Annotated in this window: 14 protein-coding genes, 2 tRNA genes and 1 pseudogene; 14 read left to right on the top strand and 3 right to left on the bottom strand. The window is 43.5% G+C overall.

Features of this window, described 5'->3' with window-relative positions; all coding sequences use genetic code 11:
* Positions 1-863 precede the first annotated feature (863 nt).
* The 12 genes and pseudogenes from cysC to ACJJJA_RS13755 all read left to right on the top strand — a co-directional run bounded on the left by cysC (position 864) and on the right by ACJJJA_RS13755 (position 14,739).
* Positions 864-1,493: an adenylyl-sulfate kinase gene (gene cysC, locus ACJJJA_RS13810; RefSeq protein WP_444886443.1), complete on the top strand. Its 630-nt coding sequence runs from the start codon at positions 864-866 to the stop codon at positions 1,491-1,493.
* Positions 1,494-1,696: 203 nt separating this feature from the next.
* The gene (locus ACJJJA_RS13805; RefSeq protein WP_444904978.1) at positions 1,697-4,063 is read left to right on the top strand and encodes a DUF6351 family protein; all 2,367 of its coding nucleotides are present in this window, start codon (positions 1,697-1,699) and stop codon (positions 4,061-4,063) included.
* A 95-nt stretch (positions 4,064-4,158) separates the two neighbouring features.
* Positions 4,159-4,234 (top strand) — tRNA-Val (locus tag ACJJJA_RS13800).
* A 27-nt stretch (positions 4,235-4,261) separates the two neighbouring features.
* Positions 4,262-4,338, top strand: a tRNA-Asp gene (locus ACJJJA_RS13795).
* A gap of 414 nt (positions 4,339-4,752) precedes the next feature.
* On the top strand, positions 4,753-5,721 hold the full coding sequence (locus tag ACJJJA_RS13790) for a 1-aminocyclopropane-1-carboxylate deaminase/D-cysteine desulfhydrase (RefSeq protein ID WP_444904977.1): 969 nt from the start codon (positions 4,753-4,755) through the stop codon (positions 5,719-5,721).
* Positions 5,722-5,914: 193 nt separating this feature from the next.
* Positions 5,915-6,784, top strand: coding sequence for an NAD(+) kinase (locus tag ACJJJA_RS13785; protein ID WP_444904976.1), 870 nt, complete (start codon positions 5,915-5,917; stop codon positions 6,782-6,784).
* Positions 6,785-6,857: 73 nt separating this feature from the next.
* Positions 6,858-8,024, top strand: coding sequence for a nucleotide sugar dehydrogenase (locus tag ACJJJA_RS13780; RefSeq protein ID WP_444905247.1), 1,167 nt, complete (start codon positions 6,858-6,860; stop codon positions 8,022-8,024).
* A gap of 77 nt (positions 8,025-8,101) precedes the next feature.
* Positions 8,102-9,526, top strand: coding sequence for a mannose-1-phosphate guanylyltransferase/mannose-6-phosphate isomerase (locus ACJJJA_RS13775; RefSeq protein WP_444904975.1), 1,425 nt, complete (start codon positions 8,102-8,104; stop codon positions 9,524-9,526).
* 139 nt (positions 9,527-9,665) lie between these two features.
* Entirely contained in the window at positions 9,666-11,078 is a 1,413-nt protein-coding gene (locus ACJJJA_RS13770) for a glycosyltransferase family 4 protein (RefSeq protein ID WP_444904974.1), read from the top strand.
* The gene (locus ACJJJA_RS13765) at positions 11,071-12,258 is read left to right on the top strand and encodes a glycosyltransferase family 4 protein (protein ID WP_444904973.1); all 1,188 of its coding nucleotides are present in this window, start codon (positions 11,071-11,073) and stop codon (positions 12,256-12,258) included. The genes ACJJJA_RS13770 and ACJJJA_RS13765 overlap by 8 nt, the downstream gene beginning before the upstream one ends.
* A 557-nt stretch (positions 12,259-12,815) precedes the next feature.
* Positions 12,816-13,754, top strand: coding sequence for a hypothetical protein (locus ACJJJA_RS13760; RefSeq protein ID WP_444904972.1), 939 nt, complete (start codon positions 12,816-12,818; stop codon positions 13,752-13,754).
* A gap of 95 nt (positions 13,755-13,849) precedes the next feature.
* Positions 13,850-14,739, top strand: a pseudogene (locus ACJJJA_RS13755) (helix-turn-helix domain-containing protein).
* A 103-nt stretch (positions 14,740-14,842) separates the two neighbouring features.
* Here the strand turns inward: ACJJJA_RS13755 and ACJJJA_RS13750 are convergent.
* Genes ACJJJA_RS13750 through ACJJJA_RS13740 form a run of 3 tightly spaced genes read right to left on the bottom strand, consistent with a single transcriptional unit; the run spans position 14,843 to position 16,972 of the window.
* Entirely contained in the window at positions 14,843-15,547 is a 705-nt protein-coding gene (locus ACJJJA_RS13750) for an ABC transporter ATP-binding protein (protein WP_444904971.1), read from the bottom strand.
* The gene (locus tag ACJJJA_RS13745; RefSeq protein WP_444904970.1) at positions 15,544-16,320 is read right to left on the bottom strand and encodes an ABC transporter permease; all 777 of its coding nucleotides are present in this window, start codon (positions 16,318-16,320) and stop codon (positions 15,544-15,546) included. Before ACJJJA_RS13745 ends, ACJJJA_RS13750 begins: the two co-directional genes overlap by 4 nt.
* Positions 16,321-16,324: 4 nt before the next feature.
* Positions 16,325-16,972, bottom strand: a complete 648-nt coding sequence (locus ACJJJA_RS13740) for a glycosyltransferase (RefSeq protein WP_444904969.1) — start codon at positions 16,970-16,972, stop codon at positions 16,325-16,327.
* 99 nt (positions 16,973-17,071) lie between these two features.
* Between ACJJJA_RS13740 and ACJJJA_RS13735 the strand changes: the two genes are divergently transcribed.
* Both ACJJJA_RS13735 and ACJJJA_RS13730 read left to right on the top strand, forming a co-directional pair.
* Positions 17,072-18,190, top strand: coding sequence for a glycosyltransferase (locus tag ACJJJA_RS13735; protein ID WP_444904968.1), 1,119 nt, complete (start codon positions 17,072-17,074; stop codon positions 18,188-18,190).
* Positions 18,190-19,284, top strand: coding sequence for a glycosyltransferase family 4 protein (locus ACJJJA_RS13730; protein ID WP_444904967.1), 1,095 nt, complete (start codon positions 18,190-18,192; stop codon positions 19,282-19,284). Before ACJJJA_RS13735 ends, ACJJJA_RS13730 begins: the two co-directional genes overlap by 1 nt.
* Positions 19,285-19,339 lie beyond the last annotated feature (55 nt).

Genomic DNA, 19,339 nt, shown 5'->3' with positions numbered 1-19,339 from the left:
CTGGGTTTAGCTTTGAAAATAGGGGGAGAGATAGGCATATCTTGTTTACGAGTAGGCACTAAGTAAGCACGAATTTATATGTATGATATTGCTTACATATGTAATTGGAGGGTGAAGCATGGCACATACTAAAAGATAATCTCCCTTTTGAATATCAGCTAATTATTAAAGGGTTTATCCCACCTTATAACTTTTTAGGGTTACTGGTTTGCTAACCCTCTGATAGGTTGTGCCATAGTCCTTATGTGGCACTTCTATATGCGGAATGCGGATTATATTTAAAGGTATAGTTGTATGTGCTTGCATAATGTCATTAGATGAAACAAAGATATAATCATAACGTAATATTCAATTGTTTATATGTGTTATAACTGCAATATAGAACGCAGTGAGATAATGCTGCGTGATATGCTTTAATTGCTATTTGGTTAATACTGATTGTTGTTTAATGAAGCTTATTTGAAAGTGCACAGTATTGAGGCATTGAATTTATGGTGCTCTCAATAGAATTATGATCATTATCAAATTTAGGTTAAATCTATTTGCTGGCCCACAACAGTCAATGGAAAAATAGTCTCTACTTCTCGACCAGGGAAAAAGGCGCTTTTCCTTAGGGTTTATCACCTAAAATTTTTCTCTTTTAGGTAACTATGTTCTTTCTTGATGTCGAAATTTAGAATTAAGTGGCCAGAGGTACTTATGCACTTCCACCACTATATGTGGTTGAATATGCTATAAGCAAAGCCTTTACGCTAATGCTTCAAATGCCTGATAATTGGCCGCCTAGCCTCTGGGGGAGTGGTTTCCTGCGAACCTCTCACTGCAGAGGGAATAGGAATTGAATCAAAATCTTGGAGTGATCGGTGACGACAACAGTTGAACGCAAGGCGACCAATGTACATTGGCATGATGGCGATGTAACTCGTGACAATAGGGCCAGTATTCTTGGTCACAAAGGCGTGACCCTTTGGTTCACCGGCCTGTCGGGTTCCGGCAAGAGCACGGTAGCAGTAGCAGTTGAGAAGGCTTTGGCTGCGCGTGGTGTCTTGAGCTATCGCTTGGATGGTGACAATATACGTCTGGGTATCAACTCCAATCTAGGCTTTTCTGCTGAAGATCGCCAAGAAAATATCCGTCGTGTAGGTGAGATTTCCAAACTGTTTGCGGACACTGGGATAGTGGTTCTCAGTAGCTTTATTAGTCCATATCGAGAAGATCGCGATATGGTTAGAAAGATGCATGAGGATGGCAATCTGCCTTATTTGGAGGTGTTTGTAGACTGTCCACTGGAGGAGGCAGAATCTCGTGACCCTAAAGGCCTTTATAAAAAGGCTCGTGCGGGTGAAATTAAGGGTTTTACTGGAATTGATGACCCTTATGAAGCGCCTATTTCCCCCGAGTTGCGTCTCAATACGGCAGAAATGACCTTAGAGCAAGAGGTGGAAGTAATTATTTCTACCCTGCAAGAGAAAGGTCTTATTGCCAAGGATTAAGCTGACTTTTTTGAGGCATACTATAAGGGAAGCCTGATGGGCTTCCTTTTTGTCTTTGCCTGATTTGTTGGGCTACTTGGTTCGATATTTCTGATACATCCTTCCTATAAGTCCTCCCCGGCGCCAACTGTCGGTTGACCTCTTTATCCCTTCATATACTCAAGCTGTATCACTTGGTGAAGTTGACAGCTGTGGAGGCGTTTATGTCGACAAGGGGAGCTTGGTTTCTCTCTGTATTTTTCTTGGCGCTGCTCGGAGTGCTGGGGGTAGTCGCTTGGATCGCGTATGCGAAATTGCCAAAAGTACATGGTAAAGCAGATGCTCCAGTAATAGGGGTGCCGGCTGGAGCTCTTGATTATGCTTCTACACCGGCTTATGCGGGGCCTCACCCTAGAATGATGTCACGTCCGCCTGAGTATTTCCCATTCCCTATCTCAATTGGTGAGGTTGGACCAGTAGAAACGTTATTTACTGGCCCCTCAAAGTACCCCTTCTTTTGTGGTCGTAATGCGATCACCGATAAGCAGCCATTGGTTGATAACCAAGCTAAGGAGGGAGTCCCAGTTTTTGCTTTAGGTTCAGATGGGAAGAAAACTAAAGAGGTGATTGGTTATAGCCGAGACTGTAGCCATGCAACGGAGGTAACGTACTTCTATAGGAGCACAACGGATGGAAGCTTTTATTACCTACATGAAGCACGTAACGATATTGATAAGGTAACAGTAAATGGTCGCCAAGTAGATTTTATTGTCCGTGTCGAAACAGGCACGATTAACCGGCATCATTATGCTATTGCAGCTCTGCGAGGAGACGGCGAAACTGCCGAAAAACCAAATGCCAGCAATTGGAACCGGCGTTTGATCTATCAGTTTCGTGGGGGAGTAGGTATAGGTTGGCGCCAAGGTAATTTGAGCAAAGGAGATGTGACAACTCGGCGAATGGACCAGTTGGCTCGAGGATATGCCATCGTTTACTCGACGGCGAATCAAACCAGAAATCACTATAACTTATGGTTGGCAGAGGATACGGCACGGCGCCTAAAAAAACAGTTCCAAGCACTCTATGGTGAGCCCATGTATACGGTTGGTATCGGTGGCTCGGGAGGTGCTATTCAGCAGTACATCTTGGCGCAAAATGCACCGGGGCTACTGGATGCGGCGATACCACTTTACTCCTATCCAGATATGGTAACCCAGACTATCTATGCCTTTGACTGTGAGCCTTTAGAGTATTTTTTCGATGTCCTGGATACTAACAACCCCCGCTGGCAGGATGTTGAGGAGCGTCAACGGATACAGGGGTTGGCTGCGAACCCTGAGGCGGATAGCCGCTTCAAGCTGATTACTTTAGCCGCTGGTTTGTTTGATGGCCGTTATAGGGGACGACCAAGCGGCGCAACTGAATGTGTAGAAGGTTGGCGTGGTTTGGTGCCACTGGTAAATAACCCAAACTTTGTACACTTCTTTAAAAGTTTTTCCGGTGATTTGCCGGATAGAGTGCATTGGACACATTGGGAAAATCTTCGCCAGTTCTATGGTGCTGCAGAAAATGGCTATGCGAATACAACCTGGGATAATGAAGGGGTTCAGTATGGGTTGAAAGCGTTGGTTGATGGAGAAATAAGCATCGATAATTTCTTAAAAATCAATGCTGTAATAGGTGGGTGGAAAGCCCCGCAGAATCAGTCGCAAGAAAAGCTCTGGTTTCTCAATGGTGGGCTTTTTCCTGTGCGCCTTTCAGTATGGAGTGAGCAAAATTTAAACATGGGGACTCTGGCGAGCCCAGCTAAGCGTAGCCGCGCGGATATGGAGGCAATCAAGGGGATTTATAGGTCTGGTCATGTTTTCCTTGGGGATGTAGAAATTCCGATAATTGATATGCGCCACTATCTGGACGAAGAACCAGATATGCATCACAGCTCGGCTTCTTTTTCGACTCGAGAGCGTATCCGGAGGGCCCGTGGCCACGCTGACAATCAACTGATCTGGATGAGCCACAAAGACTACAACCCATTGGATGATGCACTTGATTTGGTCGACCGGTGGATGCAAAACATCATTAATGACCCTGCTAAAGGTGTAGTTGGTAATCGACCTGAGGATGCCAGTGACCAATGCTTTGATAGCGAAGGTAATGTACTAGCATCAGGATCTGATGTTTGGAATGGAGACTGGAACCGTCAGTCGAAAGGGAAATGTATGCGGGAATACCCTGCCCACAGCACCTCAAGGCAGGTAGCCGGAGCACCAGTGACTGATGACATCTTTAAGTGCGCGCTTCAGCCGGTGGAGAGGGCTCTTGCAAAAGGCGTCTATGGCTCTCATACGGAAGAGATATCAGGTCGTCTCGATGACTTACGCCGCATCTTCCCAACAGGGGTATGCAACTACAATGAACAGGATTTGGCCCGCCCAAGAGAGCAGTTGATTCCTAAAGAGGTTCCAGTGCGAATCGCGGGTCATTTAATTGACCCAGACTATCGACAGGGCAAGGTATTGCAGGAGGCAAGTCTCGGGGAAGAGGAGATGCAACCGGTGTCTGTACCACCGGAAAGCATGCCCGATGAATAATAGTGGGACTTGGCGCAAAAATTATTGACAGGAAATTTTATTCCAGTAATATGCGCCTCGCTCAAGGGGCAAGGCCCTAGAAAAAGATGAGCAGCGGGTGGTTAGCTCAGTTGGGAGAGCGACGGCCTTACAAGCCGTAGGTCACAGGTTCGACCCCTGTACCACCCACCAACTTCCTAAATGGAAGTTTACTATCGAGGACCGGTAGTTCAGTTGGTTAGAATGCCGGCCTGTCACGCCGGAGGTCGCGGGTTCGAGTCCCGTCCGGTCCGCCAGATACGATAAAAGGCCCGTACATACGTACGGGCCTTTTTTATTTGTGTGGGGGCGAAGTGGTGAAAAGCTCTGGAACTGCGCCTTGCTTGGCCCCTTCAAGCTATTTGAGGTGAGTGGCACAACTCTTTTTTCTTGTGCTCAAGCTTGTGGTATTTGGCGGGAACGAAGGAGCTTGCAGCAGTTATATTACCCCTGCGCTAGGGGGTTCTTCACCTTGTTCATATGATCTCTGGCTAAGTGCCGAGCGCTAACCTAATACGGAGGGCGTTAGACTGCTGGCCCTGGATGGGTTGGGATTCACACTTTGCTCGTGAACTTTTTTTGAGGGGGGGGATTGTGTCTTTATCGGTAAAGGGCTGCTTTTATGGAGTGAACCCTGTCAAACTGCCTCTTTTTAAAGGGGTTGGAGATACGTGACAGTTTCCTGCCTGGCCACTCTTGATCTGGATACTTTCACTGAAGCTGCGCGCGCGATTCCTTACCAAAAGGTCCGAAGTAATCTTTTTCCGGGAGTTGAGGTCTGGATTCGTCGTGATGACCTGCTGGATCCACTTATTTCAGGTAATAAAGCGTATAAGCTCATTTTTAACTTGATTAAAGCAAGGGAGCTGGGTGTTGAGACGTTAATCACTTGTGGTGGAGCATGGTCAAATCACCTGCATGCCACTGCTGCTGCAGGGGCCCGCTTTGGCTTCCGTACGAATGGCATTATCCGCGGTGAGCTCCGGCCAGAACTAAGTGCCATGCTTCTGGATGCAGAGCGCTTGGGCATGGAATTCAAATTTGTGACCCGGGAACTGTATAGGCAGCGCAACCAGCAGGAATTTCTCAATCATTTAGGAGTTGAGCAACATAATTGCCTCTATTTGCCCGAAGGTGGGGCAAACTTTGCTGGTGCAAGAGGGGTTTTCTTATTGGGAAAGATTATTGAAGCTACTAAGCCAATTAGGTTTGATCAACTTTGGGTGGCTTGCGGTACAGGCTTGACTCTAGGGGGGCTGAGAGCAGCTGTAAATAGCTTTCCTGTGTGCGGCGTTGAGGTTTTGAAGGCGGGTGGGTCTATCCGCCGAGACGCACAGCGTTGGCTCTCGGCACTATCAACAAGCGAAGCTTGCAGGTGCGACCAGGCCGTCACGAAGGATGTCAATCTAATGAACGAGTGCCATTGTGGCGGTTATGGTAAATACCCCAGCCAATTGCAGGCATTTCAGCGGGCTTTCGAGCGTCAATCCGGTATCCCTCTAGATCCTATTTATACCGCCAAACTGTTGTATGCGATTCACCTGAGAGCTATTGCTGGCCATTTCGAATGCGGTACTAAGATCTTGGCACTCCATTCAGGTGGACTACAGGGGCGGCGTGGATTACAGCTTGACGGCTAGGTTCAAAACTCCTTTTTTTGGCTGGTGGTTTTCCTTGACTAGGCGTCCTTGTTCGACTCCAACTCCAAGCTAAGGCATAATCTCCTGTCACATTTTTGGGAAGCTTCTTCTGTCGACGTGTAAAGTGAGATTATGCGATTGACAGGCAAAGCAACAATCGCAAGGCCCAGGTTCGGGCACCTGAGAGGGAGCGGTGTCGGAATTTCAAAATATCGGCCTGATCGGCCGCACTGAAAGTGATAGTGCTGTGCTCTCGCTAAAACGCCTTATGGTATTTCTTGAGCGGCAAGGCTACGCCGTTGTTTTGGAGAGGGAGACTGCTACGGCAGTGTCCGCCTCCAACGCGCGGACCTCTACAAAAGAAAAGCTAGGTGAACTATGTGATCTAGTCATTGTCGTCGGTGGTGATGGCAGCCTACTCGCCGCTGCTCGTGCCTTGGCAAAATTTAGTGTGCCTCTGTTGGGTATTAATCGTGGCCGTCTGGGCTTTCTAACCGATATCACTCCTGATGAAATCGAACAAAAAGTTGGCGAGGTGTTAGCTGGTAAATATATGGCCGAGAGTCGATTCCTGCTGGACATGTCTGTGACTCGTGATGGTACACCGATAGGAAAAGGCTCGGCGCTTAACGATATCGTAATCCATCCCGGTGAATTCATTCGGATGATTGAGTTCGATCTTTATATCGATGGGCAGTTTGTTTATACCCAGCGCTCTGATGGCCTGATTATATCGACCCCCACCGGGTCAACAGCATATGCACTCTCTGGCGGCGGGCCGATTATGCACCCAAAGCTGGATGCCATAGTTGTGGTGCCATTAAATCCGCACACCCTCAGTAGCCGCCCAATTGTTGTTGAGGGTAGTAGTGAATTTAAAATAATTGTGAGTGATCAGAATATTGCCAATCCGCATGTGACTTGCGATGGGCATGATCATGTTATTACAGGGCCAGATGATGTAATTCGGGTTCATAAGAAACCACATCGCCTGACTCTTATTCATCCTATTGATCATAATTATTATGAGACTTGTAGGACCAAACTTGGATGGCTGACCTAGTGTAATAAATATTTTTCGCTTTGAAAAATATACAAGAGTAATAAACTCGTACTACTAATATTGGTAATATATGATTAAAATTGCAATAGTCGGCACAGGTTATGTCGGCTTATCAAACGCTTTGCTGCTGGCCCAACACAATGAAGTTGTTGCTTTGGATATTGATTCTGAAAAAGTAGAAATGCTCAACCGTCGTCAGTCTCCAATTGCAGATCGAGAAATTGAAAGTTTTCTAAAGAAAAAGAAGCTGAATTTCCAAGCAACTTTATGTAAAGCTAGTGCCTATGATGGTGCCAAAATCGTCATAGTCTCGACGCCTACAGACTATGATCCAGTAACCAACTATTTTGATACTAGTAGTGTGGATTCTGTGATTCAAGATGTCATAAGTATAAATCCTAATGCACTTATCGTAATTAAGTCCACTGTGCCTGTCGGATATACTAAAAAAATTCGTAAGAGTTTTAAGACGGATAACATCTTGTTTTCTCCTGAATTTTTACGAGAGGGAAAGGCTCTCTATGATAATTTACATCCGTCTCGCATCATTGTAGGTGAATGCTCGCAAAGAGCAGAGGCGTTAGTGTCTATATTAAAGCGTGGGACAGTAAAAAAGGATATTCCCACTCTCTTCACTGGTAGTACTGAAGCTGAGGCGATCAAACTTTTTTCTAATACCTATTTAGCTATGCGCGTGGCTTTTTTTAACGAGCTCGATACATATGCTGAGACACATGGGCTAAATTCTGGGCAGATTATTCAGGGTGTTGGGCTGGATAGCCGAATTGGGGATCACTATAACAACCCTTCTTTTGGTTATGGAGGGTATTGTCTTCCAAAAGATACCAAGCAGTTGTTGGCTAACTATAATGATGTCCCTAATAATTTAATTAAGGCTATAGTCGACGCAAATATGACGAGGAAAGATTTCATAGCTGAAACAATTCTCAGACAAAACCCGACAACGGTGGGTATCTATCGGTTAATAATGAAGTCAGGATCAGATAACTTTAGAGCAAGCGCCGTTCAAGGGGTAATGAAACGGATAAAGGCAAAGGGTGTGCGTGTAATCGTATACGAGCCGACTTTAAAGGAAGCTACATTTTTCAATTCTGAAGTTGTGAATGAACTCGAAATCTTTAAGAGTAGGTCCGATCTTATTGTAACTAATCGCTTGGTTGATGAGCTTCATGATGTCTCAGATAAGATTTATACACGTGATATATTTGGAAATGATTAAAGACATTGAGGCCACTATTGAGCTAGTGAATGCCGATATTGGCTGGTATATGATGAAACTTAGAGAGGGAAGTTTTCTTGACTTATGCTAATGTTATCCCTGTTATCCTTTGCGGCGGATCTGGGGCTAGGCTCTGGCCAAAATCGCGGAAGATGCTTCCGAAGCAGTTATTAAGTTTAACTGGCGAAAAAACAATGCTGCAACAAACCCTAGAGAGAGTAAGAGGTTTTGGTAAGCCAATTCTCATTTGTAATGAAGATCACCGCTTTATGGTTGCCCAGCAGGCGAGAGAAATAGGGTTCAATGAGGTTGATCTGATAACTGAACCTGTCGGAAGAAATACGGCTCCAGCAATTGCGTTCGCAGCAATTTTCTTGTCACGAGAATACGATGATGTAAATTTACTTGTGCTACCCGCGGATCATATGCTCGAGGATGTTGAACAATTTAAAGCTGCAATCGATATTGGATTGGAGGAGTCAGGTGGTGGTGGGTTGGTTACGTTCGGAATTGTACCTACCTCTGTAGAGACTGGATATGGTTATATTCAAAGAGCTAAAGAACAAGAAGGTCAGGTGCTAAAAATAGCTCAATTTGTGGAGAAGCCTGACATCGAAACTGCTAGAAGGTATGTTGAAGATGGCGGTTTCTATTGGAATGCAGGAATGTTTCTATTCAGCGCAAAAACTATTTTAAGAGAGTTCGCTGAACATGCTCCGAAAATCTTTCAGTTATGCATTGCTGCTATGGAGAATGCAACCATTGAAAGTGATTTTATAAAATTGCATCACGCCGATGTTGCGATGATCCCAGAAGACAGCATTGATTACGCATTGATGGAGAAAACTAGCTGCGGTTACGTTGTGCCTTTGGATTGTGGCTGGTCTGATCTGGGATCATGGTCTTCTCTTTGGGAGGTGATGGAAAAAGATGAGCACGGTAATGCTTTGTTTGGCGATGTCCTAATCGAAGATTGCAAAAACTCACTAGTTTTAGGTGAAGACCACTTGGTCACAGCTGTCGGCGTAGAAAATCTAGTAATTATTGATACCAAAAACGCTACACTCGTCGCATCTAAGGATCGCGCGCAAGAAGTAAAAGCCATTGTGAGTAAAATTAAGACTTCTGGTCGGAATGAGTATGAGGCTCACCGCGAAGTAAATCGACCATGGGGAAAATACGATTCGATTGGTAACGGTAAACGCTTTCAGGTTAAGCGTATTACTGTAAACCCAGGGGCAAGCCTGTCACTGCAAATGCATCATCATAGGGCGGAACATTGGGTGGTGGTTTCTGGAACCGCATTGGTGCAATGTGGAGCCAAGGAGTTAATGCTATCTGAGAATGAAAGTGTTTATATTCCAGTTGGCACTAAGCATCGATTAACAAATCCAGGGTTATTACCATTAGAAATTATTGAGGTTCAGAGCGGAAGTTATCTTGGTGAAGATGACATTGTACGCTTTGATGATGTTTACGGTCGCATTGAAGTAAAAAGTTAACAGTTACTGGGCATTGATTTCTTGGTTGGTTATTAATGTGGATTGTATTAAATAAACACCTGCTATTTTGAGACTGTTAGGAACCTTATCGATATTATGGTGCTGTTTATAAAGTTGAGGGGCGCTTGGGTTAAGAACCTTGCTGCAGAAAGAAGTAATGTTTTATAAAACAATATTAGTTGTTACAGATAAATTTCCTCCTGAAGTGTCTGGAGGTGCAGAGCTCAGTTTAAATAACATGCTCTCAGAAATGGAGCATTATAACTTGAAAGTTGTAATTGCAGCTTTATCTCCTGGAAGGTATGAGCTGAAGAAGGAAATTTATAGGAATCGTACAGTATATAGGATCCCCTTTGAGGAGTCCTGGCCAATCAGTCCTGTGTCTGCTGGTAAGTCTCGTCGGATGTTTCGTCTTGCAAAATACTTTGCAAGAAATTTTTCTAAAGGAAATTTTAGGGCGGTTCAGAGGGTTATGCTTGCGGGAATAGTGCGTAAGTTATGGCCGTCCCAAGCTGGAGCATTACCTCTAGTTGATGCAGACTACCTAGTTAACTCGAGAGCATCTACAATACTAAAAAATGTTGTTTTGAGTGTTAAGCCTGATGTAATTCATGCAGACAATTATAGAAGTATTGTGTTGGCGAATAGACTAGATCTTCCTATTCCAGTAATTTCATATGTTAGAGATAATAGGTTTTTTTGCGCTCATAAAAATCAAGCAACGAATATAAAAGGCAAAGTTTGCACAGAATGTGATAAAAGTTGTGTGGATGAAAGATTTCCAAAATTTGTAGAGCAAAAGGTTAAGTTGTTAATGTCTGAGTCTTTACAGATTCGACAGGATGCGCTGGCAAAATCAGCTGTTGTAGCTACAACGAGTCAGTTTTTATGTGATCAGGTGGGTTCTGTTTTGACAAATAAAAACATTGTTAAAATTCCTAACTTGATTGAGTCTTCTCTAGAAATCGATAATACGCAGAAATTTATTAAAAAAAGCTCTATTCCTGAAATCCTGGTGGTTGGCATGATTGGCCATAATAAAGGGCAGGGGCAGCTCATCGAAATCGCCAAGCTCCTTAAGGAGCTAGTGAGTGATTTTAGAATAGTTGTTGCTGGTCGAGGTCAAATGGCTAATAAGTTATTAGCTGAGGCTCAATCAGAGGGGATTCTGGATTATTTTTGGGTTACGGGTTTCCTTGGTCGAAGTGAATTATTTCGAGCCTATGCAAGGAGTACCGTAGTTGCTTGCCCTACTGTATGGCCTGAACCATTTGGTAGAGTCCCGTTTGAAGCGGCAATGTCATCTAGACCTGTAGTGGCATATGCGGTTGGTGGTTTGAAAGAAAATATTATAGATGGCAAAACAGGAATTCTTGTCGAGCCTAACGATCGTGAAGCATTTGCAAATGCAATAGCATCAGTTATTAATAATGAAGTTTTATCAACAAATATTGGGGTTAATGCAAGAAAGCATGTTGAGTCCCTATTTAGTTCGCAAGAATCGGCAAAAAGATTAACGGCCGAATGGGAGAGGCTTGCTTTCAATGGCTAGTTTATTAATTGTTAGTGTAGATTTTTTCCCTAAAATTGGGGGGATATCCTTAATGACTCACCACTTGGCGAATGGATTTTGTCAAATTGGGTGGGACGTGACTGTTATTGCTCCTGCGGACGCTTTGATTCCGGAAGATTATACAGCCTCATATAACTTAGTGGTTGATCGAGATTCCTATCCAAGTTCTAGGGGTGGCTTGAAAGGACTCAAGGAAAAGCAAAGGATTAAGTTATTCCTTGGGGCAGCTGGTTCTTTTGATCATGTTTTACTATTGCACCCTTTTTATTATGGGGCAGCGGCGCTTGAGTACGCAAAAGAAAATGGAATTAAAATCTCATGCTATTTTCATGGCTTCGAATTAAAAAGCCAGTTGCTTCATAAAGATAATATGTTGTCCTGGTTTATGGGACTTATATCTCCAGTGAAAACATTGCGCCAGCAAACATTAAGTCTTGTTAAGAATGTAGATTATGTGTTGACGAATAGTAGTGAAACATCTGGAGTTGTTTTTTCAAGAAGAAGAAAAAATGTTTATATTACTGGTTGTGGACTGGATGTTGAAGTTTATAAAGAAAAGAAAATTTCTGTTAGTGATAGAAAAGTTGATAGTAAATCTAGTGAAGATGAGGCAACACTGGGTTTTGTCGGGCGCCTGGTTGAATCGAAAAATGTCATTTTTTTAATTGATATATTGGAACTTTTACCAAATTTTAAGCTATTGGTTGTGGGTGATGGACCAGAAAGAGGCAGGCTTGAGAGTCGAGCAAAACTCTTAGGGGTTAATGCTCGTATCACATGGCTGGGAGGGGTCTCTGAAGAGAAGAAGTGGGAAGCAATAGACAGTATGGATTTACTATGCCTTCCCTCGAAAAGGCTAAAAAAGGGGCAGGTGGAAGGTTTTGGTATCGTTATGCTAGAAGCTACTATGCGGGGTGTCCCTGTAGCCGCTTCTCATGAAGGAGGTATGAGAGATTTTATTCTAGAAAATAACGGTATTTATCTTGATATAAATCATAAGCGAAATAGCGCTGAAACCATTTCTTCATATTTGGGGTGCAAGGAAGCTATTGTTGATTCAGTGGGTAATGCTCAAAAATTGATTGAAGCAAGCTTGACATATGACAAAATTGCAGAAAACATTTCTAGATTAATGAAAAGTAAGGCCCTGCCGAATTGAAAGTACGATAAATTTATCGGGCATAATGTCTCAAGTGGATAATGCTGTCTGTCAAGCTTTATTGATAATCTGCCATTGTTAAATGATCGATATTATTGGTTTTAAATTTTGTGATTTATATTTTTCAATGAAGGTAGGTTAACATCAAAGAGTTTCAAGAGGCATTACTGTAACTGAAAATGTAGTGCCTCTTTTTTTGCCGGTGTCTATTCATTGCGTAACTTGCTACGCGGTAGTTTTTCTTCCAATCTGTGTGAGCAGGATTCGTGATGATTTAGATAGTGGTGGATAGCTTTATGGCTTTTTTCGTTGACGGCTTTAAATGCATTTGAATAGGTTTTATTCAAATGATCTTCTTCTTTAAAGAAGGAAGTGGCTTCACATTATACAAATAGTAAGTTCTATACTAAGAGACTTGGGTTTTTAAATGTTAAATATTTTTAAAGCGATTAAAGAGAAGCGTGATATAAAAATAGAGAATTTAGGCCTGAAGAGGGGGGGGTAATGAAAGGTTGTGCCAACCTAGCTTAGGTCGCGTCTATTCAGGTGTCAATGGCGTGTACGCTTATTCAACTTCAAGCAGTGTAAATCCTGATCCACTTGGTGCTTGCTTGACTTATTATTATGAAGATGGAGGAAGCTCTTTTTTTTCACATAGTATAAAAGACATAATTACTCACTTGAAACATAACAACAAACCCCTGGAAGTTGATTATGATGTTTTAGCCTCTAATGTGGTTCTAGGGAATTTAAATTCCTATCAGACACCAATTAAGGGAGTAAAGTTATTGCCGATCTATACAGGAGCTGTTGCGGATAAAAATGGGATTAATCTGTATAGTCAGAGAAATGATAATGTTGGTTTATTAACAGATGAGGCGTTAAAAAATAGAGCTATCGATGAAATTTTAGGTAATGTTAAAGCTATTGCAGATAAACATGAAAAGTTGGTTTTAGAAATGACTGGTGGGCTAGACAGTCGTATTGTGTTGTCAGCGGCCCTTCACCTGGGGCTCCAAGATAAGATATGTTTTTTTACACGTGGTAAACATGATGTTCCTGACCGTATTATTTCAGAGCGATTAGCACATGCTTTTGATATAGATCTCATTGACGGCCCTTATGGCAATGAGGAAATTTCATTAGAAAAATTTGAAAGTAACGGTTCTTTTTGTGCTGGTATTAGGTGGCTAGATGATGTGGCCTTCAGGATGAATGAATGGCGTGATGGATTTGCTATTCTAACTGGTGGTATGGGCGGTGTTTGGAGAAATTTTTACTGTAGTGAGATGTACTATAATAAAGGCTTTAGCGTTGATTATTTTAATGGACCAATGAGTGAGAGGGAGGCAGGTTTTATTTTTGATAAATTTTCTCCAAGAAAGAATTGGATCAAAAATGAAAGTGCTGTGAAGGAGTTGTATGCCTCTGAGCTTTGTAAAGGTGAGGGAAATGTAGGGCAAAGGCTCTTTCATCAATATATTAATTTGGATTAGTTCAGACCAAATCTGACACATTCTCTTGAAAAAGAGGGGTTTACCGGTTTTGATGAAGGTGCCTAAACCTAAAAGCAAAACCAAGGATAAACCCCATGATCCATACTGATGATTGCATCATCAAACACAAGACCGGATTGCTCAATCTGGCAGAAGAGCTTGGCAATATCTCCAAAGATTGGTGTATCAAGAGGCACTTTCTATCGGTACAAGGAGGCCGTTACAAGTGGTGGCGTGGATGCCCTTGTTGAGAAGAATCGACGGGTACCTAGCCACAAAAACTGTGTTGACGCTATTTTTGAAGAGGTCGTCTAGGCTTATGCTCTCCAAGAACCCGTCCCTGGACAGGTACACGTTTCCAATGGGCTGCGTAAACGCGGTGTATTTTTGTCCCTTAGCGGAACTCGGAGCACCTGGCTACGGCATCGCCTGGCCAAATTCAAACTGCGATTAAAGGCGCTAGAAGCCAAGGTGGCTGAGGAGGGGCTAATTCTCATGGAGTCGCAGTTTCAGGCTTTGGAGAGAAAGCGCCATGATAATGAAGCCTGTGGTGAAATTAACACTCAACACTCGGGCTATCTAGGCTTGCAGGATACCTCCTATGTAGGAACGTTTACGGGGGGCGTATTTACCAGCAAACCTATATCGATACCTATTTAACTGACCGTGGTACTGAATATTGCGGCATACTGGAGTAGTATGATTATCAATTGTAGCTTGAGTACCAACGAGATAGAGCATATCAAGATTAAAGCCAGGTACCCACAAACAAATGGTATTTGTGAACGCTTCCATAAATTCTACCAGTCATCGTTGCGACGAAAGATCTATGGACCAACAGAAGAGCTGCAAAAGGATCTGGACGAATGGCTGGCATATTACAATGATGATTGCACTCATCAGGGTAAAAAAATGTTGTGGTTGCACACCGATGTCAACCCTTGGAGAGGGTGGTAGCATCTTAAAGAAGAAATTCATAAGCTGAATTTGACCTGACAGAGTGCCTTCTAAAAACGGTAACCGTCAGATCAAGTCAGAATTACTACAAATTACTTTGCTATATATTGGCTTGTATAGAACAATGCGTATTATCGTTGTGACTCCTCATAAGCTGTAACCACATCTTTACTGTTCCCATATTGGGCTACAATCCCATTTTCAATCCATAAGGCCTTGTTACAAAGCCTCTTTATGGTTTCTGCAGAATGGGAAACCAAAACTACAGTGTCTCCAGAAGTAATTTTATCCCTCATTACTGCCTCTGACTTTTTTCTAAACTTTGAATCACCAACTGCTAGAATCTCATCAATTAACAAGACGTCAGTTTTTAAATGGATTGCTACGGCCATTCCAAGTCGTTGTTTCATGCCGGTAGAGTAGTTTTTGATGGGCTGGTCAAAAAAATCCCCAAGCTCCGCGAAATCATTAATTTTATCGAGCTTACTGACGATAAAATGTTTTTTAAGGCCCATCATCATGCCGCTGATAACTGCGTTTTGACGACCTGAAAGATTTTGGTCGTAGCCAACGGTCAAGGAGAGTAGTGCGGTTTTGTGGCCATGGTTGATCACTTTCCCGCTATCAGGCTTTATAATACCGTTTAATAGGCGAAGCAGGGTGCTTTTCCCTGCGCCATTACGGCCTAGAACCCCAAGCGAGTCGCCTTGGTATAGCTCGAAACTGATATCTTTCAGAGGGCTATATACACTGGTTTCTCGAGTAAATGGAATTCCTGAGCGATAGGTCACCCGTACATTTTTTAAGCTAATGGCTGGCTTCTTGTTTCCACTCATCGTTGCATCAGTGCTCTTGCGAATACGGGATTTAGCTTTTTCATTATCAACCTAGCTAGGGCATAAAGTGATATAGCCGCGCAAGTGTAAATTGCGAAACTAGCTACGTTAGGTACTTTGTTATACATCAATATGTCTCGGTAGCTCTCAATGATCCAGACCATTGGATTGTAAGCGAGAATATCTTGAATGTTTTCTGGTAATGAGCTGACGGTATAGAGGATACCTGAGCCATACATTCCGAGTCGTAGTAAATGGGGAATCAAGTTAGAGAGATCTGGTACAAATGGAATGAGCGCGCTGGCGATTAAGCCACAGGCATAATTTAACAGGAATTGTATTGCTAAAATTAACGGTAGGTAAATGTAGCTCCATGTGGGTGGGTACCCCATTATCCATAAGCTGATTAGCAGTAATGTGAATACAATACTGAACTTGAAGGTGTCCATAACGATATTAATCGAGGGAAGTACAACTTTGGGAAAGTTGACTTGGCTGATCAGCGCATGATTTTGAGTGATTGCGGCTGAGCAGTGGCTGACACATTGGGCAAACCATTGCCAAACTACCAACCCCACAAGAAGGAAGGGGACAAAATCATTTGTTCCCCTTTGAAATACAACAGCAAAAATAAAGTAATAGATCATCATCGAAAAAATTGGTTCTATGATCCACCAGAGGAAGCTCAAGTAGGTTTTTGAGGCTTCGGAGCGTAAATTACATGTTGCCTTGTAGAAGACGATGTCTCTATGGTGTTTTTGCAGAAATATCACGGGGTTAAACTTTTCTATAAACTGTTTTGGAGGGTAGCCCTAAAGAAGGGTGGCCTAATTTGTTTACGATTTTTTTTGCTAGTGAGATTGCAAGTGGAGGATTCTTACTTACACTTGAGAGCAAAATTTTAGCGGTAGACTCTCCACCAGGGTGGCGCTTATAGGCGCTTTTTGTCGGCTTGTCAGTATATATATCTGAAATGCAGCTGAAGCAGGTCTCATAGTCTGCAAATCCCGAGCAGAAATCGCCGGACTTGAAAGTCAATGTATGTTTGGGGCATAGCCACCAGAAGTCAGTAATCGAAATAAAGTATGGAATGCCTAATTTCTGAGCTGCATTGAGTAAATTAATACCAATATGTGCCGGATTCACCATGTGCACGAGATCGGGCTTCAATTCAGAAAGTAAAGAAAGATAATTGTCTACTGAGTCACCTTCAGTTGTCCCCCATCCAAAAGTTGGAAGTTTGATTTGGCGAAATCCTCCTTCATCAATGAATGTGCGATTACCTAATATCCCTTCAGGATCGCCGCCCGCGACTATTACGTCACAACCGCGCTTACTTAAATTTAGCGCAAGATTGCGTATGTATTTTTCGGTTCCTTGATTATATCCGGGCCCGAATTGCATGGTAGAGAATAGTATTTTCACGTTGACACCGGGCTATTGGGGGGCGTTAATATACCTTAATGTGTTATAAAACAACAGGTTACCAGTAGGTTACTAACCCATCAATTAAGCGAGTCTCAATTGTTCCCCGAACTTCAAATTCTCCACTGTTACCGTACGTTTTACCCAGAATCTCAAGGGGGGCTCGAGCAGGTAATCTTAGAGGTTGCACAAAAAACAGACAAGTGTGGTGTGCTAACTCTTGCCGATACTCCCGCAAATTTAAATTTGAATGGTCGGCTTCCTGTTGTTGCAAAAAAGCGTTGGTTCTCAATTGCTTCTTGCTGTATTGGGCCGGGTTTTTTTGGGGCTCTATATCGCTCAAAAGCCAAGTTGTTACATTTTCATTTCCCCTGGCCGTTCGGTGATCTAGCTTATTTTGTGGCTGGAAAGTCACGTCCGCTGGTGGTGACTTATCATTCCGATATTGTCAGGCAACGACTACTTGGTGCTATTTATCGGCCTTTGATGCGCTGGTTTTTGGCTCGAGCAGATCGTATCGTAGCGACATCATACAATTATTTAGAAAGCAGCCCTGTTCTTGCCGCTTATAAGGATAAAGTGAAGGTGATTCCCCTTGGGGTATCCGAGGGTGGGTACCCTGAACCTTCGGATAAGACAATGAAAGGCCTTGAGCTGCAATTTGGCCGGGATTTTATGCTATTTGTTGGTGTTCTCCGGTATTACAAAGGGTTGGAATTTTTAATTAGAGCCGCCGCGAATCAGCCCTATCGTGTAGTTATCGCTGGTAAAGGGCCTGAGGCCAGTCGCTTGAAATCTCTGGTGGATAAGCTTGGAGCAAGTAACATATGTTTTGCCGGTTTTGTCAGTGATGAGGAGAAAGTCGCGCTAATGAAATTATGCCGGGCCGTCGTATTCCCCTCGCATTTGCGCTCAGAGGCTTTCGGGGTAACCTTGATTGAAGGGTTGATGAACAGCAAGCCACTTATCTCTTGTGAAATCGGTACTGGAACCAGTTTTGTTAATCAAGATGGAGTAACGGGCCATGTTGTGAGGCCGGCTGATCATCTTGCATTACGCGAAGCGATGGATGATCTGTGGTCTGACGCTGTTAAAGCTGAGGAGATGGGGCGCGCTGGTCGTAGTCGTTATGAGAGGTTGTTTACTGCTGACAAAATGGCAGAAGCCTATCACCAACTCTATCGGGAAGTTCTCTTGGAAAGGGGAGTGGTGGATTAATGGCCAAAATAGCAGTGGATGCTCGGCCACTTTCAATTCCCACTACAGGCATTGGGCGTTATACTCGTGCACTTTTGGAGCGAATGTTAAGAAGTGAGCATCATTGGTACTTATATAGCCATCAACCTCTTCTGGTTGATTTTCAATCCCTACCAAATGTAACTATCCGGTCAGGAAATGTTCAAAGGGGGAGTCTCAGTACTTTCTTTGCTCAGACAGTTTTTCCATTTTGGGCTTGGAGGGATGAAGTAGATCTGTTTTGGTCCCCCCGTCACCACCTACCGCTTTGCCTAGGGGGATCGGTATCTAAGGTGCTCACAATCCACGATTTGGTATGGCAGCGCTTTCCTAAGACTATGTCGCGCTTGGGTCTGCAGCTTGAGAGATTACTGATGCCTCCCGCTGTCAAGTCGGCTGGCTCAGTTATTGCCGTTTCTGAATCTACAGCAAGTGAGTTGAAGCAGTCATTTTCCGCTTGTGCTGAGAAGGTTGTGACTATTTATGAGGCTCCTTTTCTCGAGGTTTCTGAAGCCCCGGGTCCTCTTGGTGGGTATTTTCTATTTGTGGGTACGATTGAACCCCGCAAAAACCTTAGGAGGTTACTAGAAGCTTATGCCTCATATCGTACGATAGTGGCAGAGCCGCTGCCGTTGAAAATTTGTGGTGGTAGGGGATGGGGAATGCCTGAGCTGCAAGAGAGAGTGCAGGCGTTGGACCTAGAGGGAAGCGTTGAGATTCTCGGTTATATGGCCGACGATCAATTGCCAAAGCTCTACCGGGAGGCTAGAGCACTACTAATTCCATCGTTATATGAAGGATTTGGCTTGCCAATAGTCGAGGCTTATAGTCAGGGAACCCCTGTTTTGACGGCTAACCGAGGTGCTATGGCTGAAGTTGCTGGGAATGCAGCATTAACAGTCAATCCAGATTCCTCCACAGAAATTACACAGGCACTCACAGTTATGACTGAAGATCATCTGAAAGTAACTGAGTTGCAATCCTGTGCATTGAAAAGGGCGAGTGAGTTTTCTTGGGATAAGGCAGCCGCTGAGACTCTCTCATTGATGGAATCTACTTTGAATCGGGCCCAGTAATAGCGCTGATCAAAGATATACATGGGTTGGGGCTTGGCCGGCTAAATTGATAACA

Source organism: Microbulbifer mixtoriginis (SeqCode) (assembly GCF_052466865.1).
This window is presented reverse-complemented; position numbering and strand designations above follow the sequence as displayed.

What these genes read in the sequence shown, in the direction of transcription:
- ACJJJA_RS13805 (WP_444904978.1), top strand. Translation starts at nt 1,697, where the DNA reads ATGTCGACAAGGGGAGCTTGGTTTCTCTCTGTATTTTTCTTGGCGCTG.
- ACJJJA_RS13765 (WP_444904973.1), top strand. Translation starts at nt 11,071, where the DNA reads ATGGCTAGTTTATTAATTGTTAGTGTAGATTTTTTCCCTAAAATTGGG.
- ACJJJA_RS13750 (WP_444904971.1), bottom strand. Translation starts at nt 15,547, where the DNA reads ATGAGTGGAAACAAGAAGCCAGCCATTAGCTTAAAAAATGTACGGGTG.
- ACJJJA_RS13730 (WP_444904967.1), top strand. Translation starts at nt 18,190, where the DNA reads ATGGCCAAAATAGCAGTGGATGCTCGGCCACTTTCAATTCCCACTACA.